This is a genomic window from Nonomuraea longicatena (assembly GCF_039525605.1).
GTDB lineage: Bacteria > Actinomycetota > Actinomycetes > Streptosporangiales > Streptosporangiaceae > Nonomuraea > Nonomuraea longicatena.
The window spans coordinates 23,080-36,173 of sequence record NZ_BAAAHQ010000004.1 but is presented as its reverse complement, the minus strand read 5'-3'; the positions used below and the strand labels follow the sequence as shown (position 1 = coordinate 36,173).

Below are 13,094 nucleotides of genomic sequence, written 5' to 3'. Positions count from 1 at the left end.
TCGGTGATCGAGTTCCATCTTGACGCACGGTCGGGGGTCTCGCCGTACATGCAGCTCGTCCAGCAGGTACGGCACGCGCTGCGGCTCGGCCTGCTGGAAGAGGGCGACCAACTGCCGACGGTCAAGGAGGTCGTCGCCCGGTTGGCGATCAACCCGAACACCGTGCTCAAGGCGTACCGCGAGCTCGAACACGAGGGGCTCGCGGCCGCCCGGCCCGGCGTCGGGACCTTCATCACCCGCACGCTGACCGGCGCCTCGCTCGCCGCGCACGCCCCGCTGCGGCGGGAACTCCAGCGGTGGCTGGACAAGGCCCACCGGGCGGGGCTCGACGACGAGAGCATCGAGGCGTTGTTCTTCACCACCTTTCGGACCGCCGCGCAACAGGACATAGCGTGACCGTCCTGCGTGCCCGGAACCTCGGCAAGCAGTACAGACGACGCTGGGCGCTGGCCGACCTCACCCTCGACCTTCCGGCCGGGCAGGTGACCGGCCTGGTCGGGCCCAACGGCGCGGGCAAGTCCACGCTGCTCAACCTGGCGGCAGGGGCGATCCCGCCGACATCGGGCACGATCGAGGTGTGCGGCGGGACGCCGGGCGGCGACCCCGAACAACTGGCCAAGGTCGGGTTCGTCGCCCAAGGGGCACCCGTCTACCCCACCCTCACCGTCGCCGGGACCACCTGACCATGGGTGCTCGGCTCAACCCCCGCTGGGACGCCGCCTTCGCCCGCAGGCGCGTCGAACGGCTCGGCCTCGACCTCCGCCAGCGGGCCGGACGGCTCTCCGGCGGCGAACGGGCCCAGCTCGCCCTGACCCTTGGCCTGGCCAAACGCCCCGAACTCCGCATTCTCGACGAGCCCGTCGCCGCCGTCGATCCGCTCGCCCGCCGCGAGTTCCTCCAGGACCTCATGGAGGTCGTCGCCGAGCACGGCCTCAGCGTGCTCCTCTCCTCTCACCTGGTCACCGACCTCGAACGGATCTGCGACCACCTGGTCGTGCTCGTCGGCTCCCGGCTCCGGCTGGCCGGGGACGTCGAGAACCTGCTCGCCTCCCACCACCGGCTCGTCGGCCCGCGCTGTACCACCAGGCTGCCCGCCGCCCAGCAGGTCGTCGCCGAGAGCCACACCGACCGGCAGACGACGCTGATCGTCCGCACTGACGAGCCGATCATCGACCCGGCGTGGACGGTGAGCGGACTCACCCTGGAGGACCTCGTCCTCGCCCACCTGTCGCACCCGCCCGAGCCTCGCGCCTGCACGGGTCCTGCGCCCGCGTCCTCACGCCCCTCGCTGACCCTCGTCCGCTGACCCGGCCGACCACTCAGCGGAGTCGGGCTGGAGGACCTTGCCCTCGCCCACTTGTCACGCCTACACGGGTCCACCGCCCCCGCCCTCGTGGCGTTCTCTCACGTCGTGTGGCGGATGGCGTCGCCCACCTCGCTCACCCGGCCGGCGAGCAGCCCCAGTGCGCCGACCGCGCGGGTCCTCGGCGCCGCCCAGCGCGCGGGCGCGGAGGAAGGCCGACCGTGTGCTGGATGTCGTCGAGGTAGAGCAGCGTGTTGCTACCCGATTCGAGGGCGAAGGAGATCTTCTCGACCTCCTGCCTGGCGGTGGCGCCGGGCGCCTCGGCGGGATCATCACGACGAACAGCGCGATGAGCAGCACGGTCGGAAAGCTCAGCACCGCAGATAAGAACTCTGTCATCAGCCCCGTGTCCCCGTCCCCCGACGGTTTCCATCCCCTATAAAGAAACCGTAAGTCGACAAGTTCCCGCAAGACGAAAAAATCAGGCCGGACCTTCGGAAGGTCCGGCCTGTGTGCTCGCGAGGGTCAGGAGTGCCCGACCTTGGCCGCCGCGACGGCCTCTTTGAGGTGCTTCTCCTGGTCGGTGCTGAGCGAGGTCTTGATGATTTCTCCGCCGTACGGTCCGACCTGCTCGATCACCTTGTCCGGAGTGCTCTTGACGACGAGCAGGAAGAGTCCGGCGGTGCCCGGCGGCATCTTCTCCCCGAGTTCGCGCATGAACTCGTTGTTGACCCCGGAGTCGGTCACGGCACCGCCCGCGGCGCCCGCGGCCGCGCCGACCGCCATGCCGAACAGTGGCATGAAGAACAGCAGGCCGATCAGCCCGCCCCAGAGCGCGCCGCCCGCGGCGCCGATGCCGACCGTGCTCCTGATCTGGTGAAGCTTGATCTTCCCGTCGGGCAGGTGCTCGACGATCGCGGCGTCCTCAAGCTGGATGAGGTTCTGCTTCTGCAGCTCGAACAGGTGGTTGCGGACGGTCTCCGCCGTGGCCACGTCCGGATAGCTGATGACGATGAGGTTGCTCATGGTATCCCCCGATTGCTATGAGCCCTCACCGATAGTACACATCCGGCTACGAGAGGTCGGATGCCTCCCACTGGTGGCATGGTTCGAGCGCGTGATGGTGGAAGATGACGCCGACCATCTTGGCGGTGGCGGGGTTGCGGACACCCTGGCCGGTCGGGCCACAGGGGCAGTCGTGCGATTCCTCGTGGCCGATGGCGTCGTCCAGCGGCCGCACGTGAACGATCTTCTGCATGGTCCTTTACCTTTCCCTTGTGGACAAGTTTAGGCGATTTGTCCGTTTTGGGGTAGGGGTTGACCTCAAGCTGGCTTCAGCTTGCAAGGTGGCGGACATGAGCAAAGAGACGATGAAGGCCGCCGCGTTCGAGACCCCGGGCCCGCCGGAGGTGCTGCGCCTGATGACGGTCCCCGCGCCCCAGGCGGGGCCCGGCCAGGTGCGGGTCCGCGTGAAGGCCGCCGGCGTGCAGCCGTACGACGCCGCGGTGCGCGGCGGATGGCAGCCCCCGGGGGCGCCGAAGCTGTCGCCCGGCATCCCGGGCAACGAGTTCGCCGGAGTGGTTGACCAGGTCGGTGAGGGGGTGGACGGCTTCGCGGTGGGCGACCCCGTGCTGGGCTTCACCACGCTCACCGCCTACGCCGAGTACGTCGTCGTCCCGGACGACGCGCTCGCCCGCAAGCCCGACGCGGTGCCGTGGGAGGTCGCGGGAGCGCTGACCTCGGGTGTGCAGACGGCCGACATCGCCCTGGAGAACCTGGCGGTCGGCCCCGGCGACACCCTGCTGGTCCATGGCGCGGCGGGTTCCGTGGGGACGGCGGCCGTGCAGATCGCGCGCTCGCGCGGCGCCCGGGTGATCGGGACCGCCCGCGCGGAGAACCACGACTACCTGCGGAGGCTGGGGGCCGAGCCGGTCGAGTACGGCCCGGGACTCGCCGACCGGGTGCGGGCTCTCGCCCCCGAGGGCGTGAGCGCCGCCCTCGACGGCGCCGGGGGAGCCGCGCTGGAGGTGTCACTGGACCTGGTGGAGGACCGAGGTCGCATCCTCACGCTGGTGGAACACGCGAAGGCCGAGGAACTCGGCATCCGCGTGGTGGCGGGCGAACGCCTCTCGACGAGGCTCGCCCACTACGCCGACCTGTACGCCGAAGGCGAGTTCACCTTCCTCGTCCGCCGCACCTACGACCTGGCCGACGCCGCCCAGGCCCACAAGGAGATAGAGACCGGCCACGGCCAGGGCAAGATCGCCATCATCGTCCCGTGACAGGCGGGCCATGGTAGGGGCGCCAAGGGGGCGGGTCTGGGGGCAGGAGGGGTGGGGCGGCCGGGGGAGGGGCGTAAGGGGCGGCGTCGCGGCGGGAGGGTGGCGGAGGAGGGGCGCTCGGAGAGGCCGTGAGGTGATGGCGGCGGGAGGCGTGGGCGGGGGCTTCGCCGTACCGGATCAGCGATTGTGGCGCTGGTTGAAACGGGACACCTTCGCGCGGTTGCCGCAGACCTCCATGCTGCACCAGCGGCGGCTGCCGTTCTTGCTCACGTCCAGGAACCACAGGGTGCACCGCTCGTTCCCGCACCCCTTCACGCGCTCCGGCCGCTCGCCCAGCACCCGCACCGTGTCGGCCGCCGCCAGCCACGCCGCCTCCCATCCCGGCTCGTCCAGCACCACCGTCTCGTACGGCCCGCCGGCCCCCATCCTCGGCCGTCTGCTCCCGTGATCGAGCACGGCGTTCAGCCGCTCGGGCCCCCGCCCCTCCAGCAGGTCGCGGATCGCGGCCCGCGCCTCCAGCAGCGGCTCCGCCTCACCGGACAGCCCGTGCTCCGTGAGCCAGGCCGTCATTCCCTCCGCCGTGCCCAGTTGGTCGCGGCGCTCGCCCTGCCAGATCCACATGGTGTTCACCAGGTCCAGCCCCAAGGGCTCGCCACGTAGTGGCCTGATCTCCACCCTAACCCCTAAATGCGAGTTGACTGGTTAACTCTGGTCATGCTATCACTTAACCAGCAAAGAAGTTATAGCCGGTTAGGAGAGAGCCGTGACCATCCGCTACCGCACCGCTGTCGTCGACGGACTGAACGTCTTCTACCGGGAGGCGGGCGACCCGTCCGCCCCCACCCTGGTCCTGCTGCACGGCTTCCCGACCTCGTCGGTCGTCTACCAGGAGCTGATCGCCGAACTGCAGGACGAGTTCCATCTGATCGCTCCCGACTACCCGGGCTACGGCCACAGCGACGCCCCGAGCACCGCCGAGTGGGACTACACCTTCGACAACCTGGCCGGAATCGTCGACCGGCTCCTCGAATCCATCGGCGCCGACCGTTACGCGCTCTTCGTGCACGACTACGGCGCCCCCGTCGGCTTCCGCCTCGCCCTGCGCCACCCCGAGCGCGTCACCGGCATCGTCTCCCAGAACGGCAACGCCTACGACGAGGGCTTCACCCGGTTCTGGGGGTCGATCAAGGCCTACTGGGCCGATCCCTCGAAGGAGAACCGCGACGGCCTGCGCGGCCTGCTGACCCGCGAGGCCACCGAGTGGCAGTACACCCACGGCGTCCCGGACACCTCACTGGTCAACCCCGACCTCGCCGCCTTCGACCAGGCCCTGCTCGACCGGCCGGGCAACGCCGAGATCCAGCTCGACCTGTTCCTCGACTACGGCACCAACCCCGGGCGGTACCCGCAGTGGCAGGAGTACCTGCGCAACCACCAGCCGCCGGTGCTCGCCGTATGGGGCCGCAACGACGACATCTTCGGCCCGGACGGCGCCCGCGCCTTCACCCGCGACGTGAAGGACGCCCGCGTCCATGTCCTGGACGCCGGGCACTTCCCCTGGACCACCAGGCTCGGCCAGAGCGCCGCCCTGATCAGGGACTTCCTCCGCGGCCTGTCGGACTGAGGCGGGTGTCGCCGGTCAAGTCCGCGGCGAGGGCGAGGGCCGCCGCGCTCGCCGGGCCACGAGCACCCGCTCAGGTCAGGCGCGGGCGCAGCGCCTCGCCGATGGCGAGCTGCGCGCCGTCGAACTCGGGATTGCCGTCCTGTACGTCCCAGAGCGCGTTCTGCAGCAGCCGCCCGTACGTCCACGCCGCCGCCCGCTGCGAGTCGAGCCCGAGCCGGTCGACCAGCAGGTCGAAGCGGCGCAGCACGGCCTTCGGCACGTCGCCCGTGGCGACCACGTCCTCCCACCGGTTGTCGAGCGCGGGCCACAGGTCGAAGCCCGGGTCGCCGGCCAGCGGCTTCGGGTCGATGGCCAGCCACGGCTCGCGGTCGGCGGCGAGGACGTTGTCGTAGTGCATGTCCCAGTGGAGCAGCCGGTCGCCGGCCTCCTCGGTCAGCTCGGCGACGATCGCGCCCCAGTTCCTCAGCAGGGCGCGGTCCTGCTCGCTCGCCACCTTCTCCACGGCGGCCGGTACGTCGGCGACCATCTGCCGGGAGATGTCCCGCAGGTGCCGGATGCCGGGTGGCGCCGGATGGGCCACGAGCCGGGCCAGCAGGTCGGCGAGCAGCGTCAGCGCCTCGGTGTCGTCGGCGACCTGCGACAGCGAGCGGTGTCCTTCGAGCCGTTCGAGCAGCAGTGTGCCGGTGGCGGGGTCGTGGTCGAGGAGGCGGACGATGCCGTCGCCGTCCCAGGTCGTCAGCCCGACCGCCTCGGTGTCGTTCTCCTCGGTGACGGGCTGCAGCTTGAGCGCGGCCCGCACCCCGTCTGCCCGCACCACGGGCAGCACCAGGGAGACGAATCCGTGCATCGGGTCGCCGTCGTGCCGGAGGTTCCACTCCTCCAGGTAGCGTTCGGCGAGGGTCGGCACCGTGGCCAGCCAGGCGGGGCCGCCTTCGTCCTCGTTGATCTGCCGGTGGTTGGCGACCAGGGCCGCCGGGATCTCGATCTTCGCCACGAACTTCCTAGAAATGCCAGGGGAAAGGCGACCAGTCGGGCTCGCGCTTCTCCAGGAAGGAGTCGCGCCCCTCGGCCGCCTCATCCGTCATGTACGCCAGCCGGGTCGCCTCACCCGCGAAGACCTGTTGTCCGACCAGACCGTCGTCGATGAGGTTGAAGGCATATTTCAGCATGCGCTGTGCCGTGGGTGATTTGCCATTGATTTTCCGCGCCCACTCCAGCGCGGTGCTCTCCAGCTCCTCGTGCGGCACGACCGCGTTGACCATGCCCATCCGGTGGGCGTCCTCGGCCGAGTAGGTCTCGCCCAGGAAGAAGATCTCGCGGGCGAACTTCTGGCCGACCTGCCTGGCCAGGTAGGCGGAGCCGAAGCCGCCGTCGAAGCTCGCCACGTCGGCGTCGGTCTGCTTGAAGCGGGCGTGCTCGGCCGAGGCCAGCGTCAGGTCGGCCACCACGTGGAGGCTGTGCCCGCCGCCCGCCGCCCATCCGGGCACCACGCAGACGACGACCTTGGGCATGAACCGGATCAGCCGCTGCACCTCCAGGATGTGCAGGCGGCCGGTGGCGCGGGTGCCGTCGGCGTACTGGTAGCCGTCCTTGCCCCTGATCCGCTGGTCGCCGCCCGAGCAGAAGGCCCAGCCGCCGTCGCGCGGCGACGGCCCGTTGCCGGTGAGCAGGACGCAGCCGACGTCGGTGCTCTGCCGAGCGTGGTCGAGCGCCCGGAACAGCTCGTCGACGGTCTGCGGGCGGAAGGCGTTGCGCACCTCGGGGCGGTTGAACGCGACCCGTACGGTGCCCTGGTCGATGGCCCGGTGATAGGTGATGTCGGTGAAGTCGAAGCCCTCGACCTCGCGCCAGACCTTGGGATCGAACAGCTCGGAGACCATGCCGCCGAGCCTAATGGATGCGTTCCTCCGACCACGTCGCCCACTCCTGCTGGACGGCCGTGACCCGCAGGCCCCATTCGAGCGCCAGCCGTCCGCCGGTGGCGAGGCCCTGCGTCAGGTCGGCGTCCTTGTCCTCCACGAACTGCAGCAGGCTGGTCAGGTGCTCGTGCCATTCGCGCGCGTGCTCGCCCTGCTCGCGCAGGTACGCGACGGCCTCCTCGCGCCCGATCTGCGACAGGAAGAACACGCGCAGCAGCATGTCGTCGCGCCGGACCCGGGTCGGCTCCACGTCGGTGATCCAGTGACGCAGCTCGGCGAGACCGGCCTCGGTGATGGAGTACTCCTTGCGGCCGCGCGGGCCTTCGGCGGCGACGCTCACCAGTCCGGCCTTGGCCAGTTTGCCGAGTTCGGTGTAGACCTGGCTCTGGGTGGCGGGCCAGACGTTGGCGAGTGAGACGTTGAAGACCTTGATCAGGTCGTACCCGCTGGCAGGCCGCTCGGAGAGCAGCCCGAGCACGGCGTGGCGAAGACTCATGGTCCTATAAAGACATGTCAGTATAGGACTGTCAAAGTTCAGCCGTGCGCTTCTGCCCGCAACTCTGCCAGGAGTTCCCCCTGATCGGCCAGCATCTCCGTGAGGATCCGCCGGACGGCGTCGAGCAGGTCCGCCAGTTCGGGCGTGGCCAGGGAGTACACGACCGTGCTGCCTTCCCTGATCGCGCTCACGATGCCGGCTCTGCGTAGGATCGCCAGTTGCTGGGAGAGGCTCGACGCCTCGATGTCGATCTGGGCCAGGAGATCCCGGACCGGTTTGGGACCCTCTTGGAGCAGCTCCAACACCCTGATGCGAGCGGGGTGACCGAGCGTCCGGAAGAAGTCGGCCTTTGCCTGGTAGAGCGGGACGGGCATGCTTCCAGGCTAATCCAGTGCAGTTGCATAATTGTTCAAGTCGTAACGTCTTTGGTTAGGATGACACCCGGGGAATAGGGAGTTGCCATGGGCCGAGGAAGACAGAAGGCGAAGCAGACCAAGGTCGCTCGCGAACTGAAGTACACCAACCACCACATCGACATGGACCGGCTCCGCAAGGAGCTGGCCGCAGACGCGCCGCGCGACGACCAGGCGGCGTCGCACGACCAGGAGTCCGAGCCCGCCCGCTGAGCCGGGCCCACGGGCGCCGCGCGGGCCGCCTGGCTGATCCCCAGGCGGCGCAGCGCGGCTTTGTCCTACCTGGTCAGCGGGTATGCACCGGCACGTGAAGTGGCGATTGTGGCAGGCCAGATGGTTCCGCGTCTGGGTGCTGATGGTGTCCACCGCGCTGGGCATGGCGGTCGTCTTCGAGGCGACAGGCAACCAGGCCGTGGTTCCGGCGGCCATCTTCTACGGCGCCGCCGCCGGACCGGTCGCGATGCTGGTCGCCACCCACGACAGAACCGGCGTCGGCGAACGGGTGCCGCCCGCGAGCCTGCTGAGCACGTTCCTGTTCGGCGGCGGGGTCGCGCTCATGCTGGCCGGACTGTTCGACGCCTCCCTCATCAAGGACGAGCACGGCCCGCAGATCCTGGCCGTCGGCTTCATCGAGGAGAGCGCCAAGCTGCTGGTGCCGCTCGGCATCGCACTGACCGGCCAGTACCTCACGAAGGGCGGCGGGGTCGCGCTCGGGCTCGCCTGTGCGACCGGCTTCGCCGTCCTGGAGTCGATGAGCTACGGCTACACCGCGCTCAAGGCCGGCGGCCTGGTCCAGGCCGAGGGCACCCTGCTGGTGCGCGGCCTCACCACCCCGTTCAGCCACCTGGCCTGGACCGGCTTCGCCTGCGCCGTCGCCTTCGGCGTGTGGGAGCGGCACGGCCGGGTCGTCTGGACGGCGGCGGTGTTCGGCGGCTGGCTGCTGGCCGCCGTCCTGCACTCCGCCAACGACAGCCTGCTGTCGATCGGCTCGCTGCCCGCCTGGCGCTGGGCGTTGTACCTGATCGTCGCCGCCATCAGCTACTCACTCTTCCACCGGGCCACTCGCGGGCTGCGACCGTACGAGGTCGGCCTTCCTGCGTAGGAGCGCGGCCCGGCGCCGATGCGCTCGTTTCAGTCGGAAACTCAGGGGGGTTGACCGTTTCCTGCGCTGTCGCCGACCCTCGTAGCCGATGACGGGGATGTCGCGGCGCTCGCTGCTGGGTCTCGGCGAGCTGGCGCTGCTGCCCGGCGGCGCCGCCGCGCCACTGAACGCCGGGCCACTGAACGGCGCGCTCTCCGACGACGGTGACCTGGCCAGGATCGGTCACCGGTGGCGGGCCCTTGCGACCAGGCCGGGCACCGCAGCCGTCCGCGCCATCGCGCCCACGGCCACCTCGCTGTGGCCCGACCTGCCCTACCCGTCGTACACCGAGACCCCGGCGCGGCTGCTCGCGATGGCCCGCACCGGCGACCCCGCCCTGGCGGACCCGGTCGCGCGTGGCATCGAGCACTACGTGCGCCACGTGTACACACCGGGCGCGAGCGCCGACGGCAACTGGTGGAACTGGCGGATCGGCATCCCCAGACGCCTGCTCGAAGCAGCCCTGCTCATCGGCCCCAGCCGCGCCGACCGCCCCCTCGTCGAGGCCGTCGACCACTTCGTCCACCCCTGCCACCTCGCCGCCTACGAGGGCCACAGCACCGCCGCCAACCGCGTGGACCTGTGCCAGGTCATGCTGCTGCGCGCCGTCGTCGGCGCCGATCCGGCCAGGGCCGCGCTCGCGGCCTCCGCCCTCACCCCCGTCTTCCCGTACGTCAGCGAGGGCGACGGCCTCTACCGCGACGGCACCTTCATCCAGCACTCGACCGTCCCCTACCAGGGCGGATACGGCAGGGTCCTGCTGTCGGGCCTGGCCACCCTGTTCGCGGTGCTGCGCGGCACCCGCTGGGCCACCTCGGACCAGCGGGTCTTCGACCTGGTCGAGAAGTCGTTCGCACCCTTCATGCACGACGGCTTCTGCATGGACCTGGTCAGCGGACGCGGCATCGGCCGGCACCCGTACGGTGACCGGCGGCGCGGCCGGGAGGTGGCGCAGGCCGTCCTGCTGCTCGGCGAGTCCGCCTCCCCGGCAGAGCGCACCCGCTGGCGCGGCCTGGTCAGGGGCTGGGGCTTCGCCGACTTGGCCCCGGAGGCGGAGACGGTCGAGCCCGCCGAGGGGCACCGGCTCATGGCGATGAGCGCCCGCGCCGTCCACCGCAGGCGGGAGTGGGTGGCCGGGCTCAGCATGGCCTCGTACCGGATCGCCCATTACGAGCACGGCAACGGCGAGAACTTGCGCGGCTGGCACACCGGCGCCGGGATGCTCTACTGGTGGGCGCGCGGCCACCGCGAGCAGTACTCCGATCACTTCTGGCAGAGCGTGGACCCCTACCGCCTGCCCGGCACGACCGTCTCGACGCTGCGGCTGCCCGACGGCGCGGGGGCGGCGTGGGGCGGCGAGTGTCCGCCCGCCCGCTGGGTCGGCGGCGCCACCGACGGCCACTTCGCCTGCGTGGGCCAGCATCTCTACGGGCTGGGCAGCACGCTGGAGGCTTTCAAGTCGTGGTTCTTCCTGGACGACGCCGTCCTCTGCCTGGGCGCGGGCATCCGCTGCGCCGACGGCGTACCCGTGGAGACGATCGTCGACAACCGGCGCACGGACGCCGCACTCACCCTCGGCGGCGGGTGGGCGCACCTGGCAGGGCACGGCGGGTACGTCGTGGACGGCCCGCTGCGGACACTGCGGGAGGAACGCGGCACCGTGCGCCGCGCGTACACGACGCTCTGGCTCGACCACGGCACCGACCCGGACGCCGCGAGCTACCGCTACCTGCTCCTGCCCGGCGCGAGCCCGGAACTCACCCGGGCGCGGGCCGCCGACCCCGGCTGGGTGGACGTGCTGGCCAACACCGATCGCGGGCAGGGCGTCTCGGTCGCGTCAGCGGGGCTGACGGCCGTGAACTTCTGGCAGCCCGGCACGGTCGGCCCGCTCACCGCCTCGGCCCCGTGCGCGGTGCTCGTCAGGGAACGCGGGGACGGCACCGCCACCCTCACCGTCGCCGACCCCCGCCGCGACCTGGACGGGCTGACCGTCACCTGGGACCGGCCGGTGGCCGCCGTCGTGCGCGGCCATCCGCTGCTGACGCGGGCCCGCACCGGGCGGCGGCTCACCCTGCGCTGGGGCCGTCTGGCGGACCGGGGCGGCAGTTCGAAGACCGTCGTGGTGCGCCTTCAGTCGGCGAAGTAGAGCGCGAGCTGGGTGCGGTCGCGCAGCCCCAGCTTGCGCAGCATGCTCGACACGTGGTTCTTGACCGTGCCCTCGGTGATGTGCAGCCTGCCCGCGATCTCCCGGTTGCTGGCGCCCACCGCGATCATCCGAGCCACCTCCATCTCGCGGCCGGACAGCAGGTCGGCGCCGCGCAGGTCGGCGACCCACGGGTGCTCGCGCCGCAACTCGGCGACCAGCCGGGCGGCCACGGGCCCGTCGAGGACGGTCTCGCCCGCGTGCGCCTTGCGGATCCCGTTCAGCAGTTCGTCGGGCGAGCAGTCCTTCAGCAGGTAGCCTCTGGCGCCGGCCCGCAGGGCGCCGAAGATGTACTCGTCCTCGTCGAACGTGCTCAGTACCAGCGTCGTGAGGTCGGGCCGCTCGGCGGCCAGCCGGGCGATGAGCTCGACGCCGTTCATCCGGGGCATCCGGGCGTCCACGAGCACGATGTCGGCATCGCACGGGCCCACCTCGGCGAGTGCCGTCACCCCGTCCGGGGCTTCGCCGACGACCTCGATGTCGGTCTCGATCTCCAGGAGCTTGCGCAGCCCCTGCCGCATCAGCTCCTGGTCGTCGACGAGGAACACCCTGATCCGCCGGTTCATATCGCTCCCACCGGGACCTCGGCGCGCAGTTCGAAACCGCCGCCGGAGGCGGTGCCGGAACACAGGCTGCCCCCGACGACGCGGACCCGTTCGCGCAGCGAGGCCAGGCCGAAGCCGTACGCGTCGGCGTCCGCGCCCTTGCCGTCGTCGCCGACGACCAGCACGACCTTCCGCTCCTCGAAGGAGAGCCGGGCGCGGACCTTCGTGGCCTCAGAGTGCCGGACCGCGTTGGTGAGCCCCTCCTGCAGCACTCGGTACAGGATGAGTTCGGCGTCGGGGTCGAGCGGGCGTTCGTCGCCGCTGACCTCGAAGGAGACCCGCAGGTCGGTGCCGGCGAAGGACTGGGCGAGCTGGCCGAGGGCCGCGCTGCCCAGGTTGCCGTTGAGGTCGAGCGGGCGCAGCGCGCGCACCCACCTTCGGGCGTCGGCCAAGGCCCGGACGGTCATCTCCTTGGCCTGGGCGATCTCGTCCCAGACCGCGTCGGGGCGGTGGGTCTTGAACCGTTCGGCGTTCTCCAGCCCCATCTTGATGACGGTGAGATGGTGGCCGATCGAGTCGTGCATGTCTCTGGCCATCCTGGCGCGTTCCTCCGCCACGACGAGTTCTCTGATACGTCTGTTGAGGTGGTCGGCGGCCTCACGCCGGTCACGGGCCTCCTGGATGGCCGAGGTCATGCCGAGGACGAACGCCGCGATGAACACCGCGCCGAGCCCTTGGAGGAGGCCCGCGAGCAAGGGCCTGCCGACCAGCAGCGTGACGGAGAGGAAGACGAGCAGGGCGTAGCCGCCCACCACCGGCCACGCGACCCGGCTGCCGTACTGGAAGGCGATGCTGCTCAGGGCGAGCATGCCGAACACTCCGCTGAGCCAGCTCATGTTCGAGCCGAGGACGAGGCTGACGACCAGGAGCAGCGGCGCGCCGAGCTTGCACCAGAAGCTCGCCTGCTGGCTCCAGGGCAGACGCGGCCACAGCACGGCCGCCACGGCCATGAGGGCCAGGTAGACCAGGGTGTCCGTGAGACCGACCTTGCTGGGCAGGATCAGTGCCAGGTCGGCGACGAAGCCCGCCCAGAACACCACGGAGAGCATGGGAGGACGCTGATGCTCTCGGGTGCTCACGCATAAACCTTACGTGGGTATCGGGTGAC

General features: G+C 70.7%; 17 protein-coding genes. 8 read left to right on the top strand and 9 right to left on the bottom strand.

The annotated features are described in order from the left end of the window. The first annotated feature begins 3 nt into the window (after window positions 1-3). From ABD120_RS05405 to ABD120_RS05395, 3 genes are read left to right on the top strand one after another with little or no spacing between them, the layout of a single operon-like run. Window positions 4-396: a GntR family transcriptional regulator gene (locus ABD120_RS05405; RefSeq protein WP_343948572.1), complete on the top strand. Its 393-nt coding sequence runs from the start codon at window positions 4-6 to the stop codon at window positions 394-396. Continuing rightward, on the top strand, window positions 393-683 hold the full coding sequence (locus tag ABD120_RS05400; protein WP_343948571.1) for an ATP-binding cassette domain-containing protein: 291 nt from the start codon (window positions 393-395) through the stop codon (window positions 681-683). Before ABD120_RS05405 ends, ABD120_RS05400 begins: the two co-directional genes overlap by 4 nt. 2 nt (window positions 684-685) lie before the next feature. Then, entirely contained in the window at window positions 686-1,306 is a 621-nt protein-coding gene (locus ABD120_RS05395; protein ID WP_343948570.1) for an ATP-binding cassette domain-containing protein, read from the top strand. Between the two features lie 522 nt (window positions 1,307-1,828). Here ABD120_RS05395 and ABD120_RS05390 read toward each other — a convergent pair. Together ABD120_RS05390 and ABD120_RS05385 are read right to left on the bottom strand one after the other, a co-directional pair. Beyond that, window positions 1,829-2,329, bottom strand: coding sequence for a DUF1269 domain-containing protein (locus ABD120_RS05390; protein ID WP_343948569.1), 501 nt, complete (start codon window positions 2,327-2,329; stop codon window positions 1,829-1,831). 46 nt (window positions 2,330-2,375) lie between these two features. Further along, a complete protein-coding gene (locus ABD120_RS05385; protein ID WP_343948568.1) occupies window positions 2,376-2,561 on the bottom strand; it encodes a hypothetical protein in 186 nt (61 codons plus the stop codon). A 97-nt stretch (window positions 2,562-2,658) separates the two neighbouring features. Here ABD120_RS05385 and ABD120_RS05380 point away from each other — a divergent pair, with 97 nt between their 5' ends. Then, complete coding sequence (locus ABD120_RS05380; protein ID WP_343948567.1) at window positions 2,659-3,585, top strand: NADP-dependent oxidoreductase; 927 nt, start codon at window positions 2,659-2,661, stop codon at window positions 3,583-3,585. Window positions 3,586-3,762: 177 nt separating this feature from the next. Here the strand turns inward: ABD120_RS05380 and ABD120_RS05375 are convergent, their stop codons facing one another. Then, window positions 3,763-4,260 (bottom strand): CGNR zinc finger domain-containing protein, encoded by a 498-nt coding sequence (locus ABD120_RS05375; protein ID WP_343948566.1) that lies wholly within the window; start codon window positions 4,258-4,260, stop codon window positions 3,763-3,765. Between the two features lie 88 nt (window positions 4,261-4,348). On the opposite strand from ABD120_RS05375, the gene ABD120_RS05370 reads away from it, so the two are divergent. Beyond that, window positions 4,349-5,209 (top strand): alpha/beta fold hydrolase, encoded by an 861-nt coding sequence (locus ABD120_RS05370; RefSeq protein ID WP_343948565.1) that lies wholly within the window; start codon window positions 4,349-4,351, stop codon window positions 5,207-5,209. Between the two features lie 70 nt (window positions 5,210-5,279). Here the strand turns inward: ABD120_RS05370 and ABD120_RS05365 are convergent, their stop codons facing one another. The 4 genes from ABD120_RS05365 to ABD120_RS05350 are packed head-to-tail and all read right to left on the bottom strand — an operon-like array spanning window position 5,280 to window position 7,998. After that, window positions 5,280-6,203 carry an aminoglycoside phosphotransferase family protein gene (locus ABD120_RS05365; protein ID WP_343948564.1) on the bottom strand — a complete coding sequence of 308 codons (924 nt, stop codon included), beginning with the start codon at window positions 6,201-6,203 and terminating at the stop codon, window positions 5,280-5,282. 7 nt (window positions 6,204-6,210) lie between these two features. After that, window positions 6,211-7,089 (bottom strand): 1,4-dihydroxy-2-naphthoyl-CoA synthase, encoded by an 879-nt coding sequence (locus tag ABD120_RS05360; protein ID WP_343948563.1) that lies wholly within the window; start codon window positions 7,087-7,089, stop codon window positions 6,211-6,213. A gap of 10 nt (window positions 7,090-7,099) precedes the next feature. Further along, on the bottom strand, window positions 7,100-7,624 hold the full coding sequence (locus ABD120_RS05355; protein ID WP_343948562.1) for a PadR family transcriptional regulator: 525 nt from the start codon (window positions 7,622-7,624) through the stop codon (window positions 7,100-7,102). A gap of 38 nt (window positions 7,625-7,662) precedes the next feature. After that, window positions 7,663-7,998: an ArsR/SmtB family transcription factor gene (locus tag ABD120_RS05350; protein WP_343948561.1), complete on the bottom strand. Its 336-nt coding sequence runs from the start codon at window positions 7,996-7,998 to the stop codon at window positions 7,663-7,665. A gap of 87 nt (window positions 7,999-8,085) precedes the next feature. Here ABD120_RS05350 and ABD120_RS05345 point away from each other — a divergent pair, with 87 nt between their 5' ends. The 3 genes from ABD120_RS05345 to ABD120_RS05335 all read left to right on the top strand — a co-directional run bounded on the left by ABD120_RS05345 (window position 8,086) and on the right by ABD120_RS05335 (window position 11,324). Next, the gene (locus tag ABD120_RS05345) at window positions 8,086-8,250 is read left to right on the top strand and encodes a DUF3073 family protein (RefSeq protein ID WP_343948560.1); all 165 of its coding nucleotides are present in this window, start codon (window positions 8,086-8,088) and stop codon (window positions 8,248-8,250) included. A 94-nt stretch (window positions 8,251-8,344) separates the two neighbouring features. After that, entirely contained in the window at window positions 8,345-9,139 is a 795-nt protein-coding gene (locus ABD120_RS05340; protein ID WP_343948559.1) for a PrsW family intramembrane metalloprotease, read from the top strand. Between the two features lie 88 nt (window positions 9,140-9,227). Further along, window positions 9,228-11,324 (top strand): polysaccharide lyase 8 family protein, encoded by a 2,097-nt coding sequence (locus ABD120_RS05335; RefSeq protein WP_343948558.1) that lies wholly within the window; start codon window positions 9,228-9,230, stop codon window positions 11,322-11,324. On the opposite strand, the gene ABD120_RS05330 is transcribed toward ABD120_RS05335, so the two are convergent. Both ABD120_RS05330 and ABD120_RS05325 read right to left on the bottom strand, forming a co-directional pair. Beyond that, complete coding sequence (locus ABD120_RS05330; RefSeq protein ID WP_343948557.1) at window positions 11,309-11,947, bottom strand: response regulator; 639 nt, start codon at window positions 11,945-11,947, stop codon at window positions 11,309-11,311. The genes ABD120_RS05335 and ABD120_RS05330 overlap by 16 nt on opposite strands. Beyond that, complete coding sequence (locus ABD120_RS05325) at window positions 11,944-13,035, bottom strand: sensor histidine kinase (RefSeq protein ID WP_343948556.1); 1,092 nt, start codon at window positions 13,033-13,035, stop codon at window positions 11,944-11,946. The genes ABD120_RS05330 and ABD120_RS05325 overlap by 4 nt, the downstream gene beginning before the upstream one ends. Window positions 13,036-13,094: the final 59 nt, after the last annotated feature.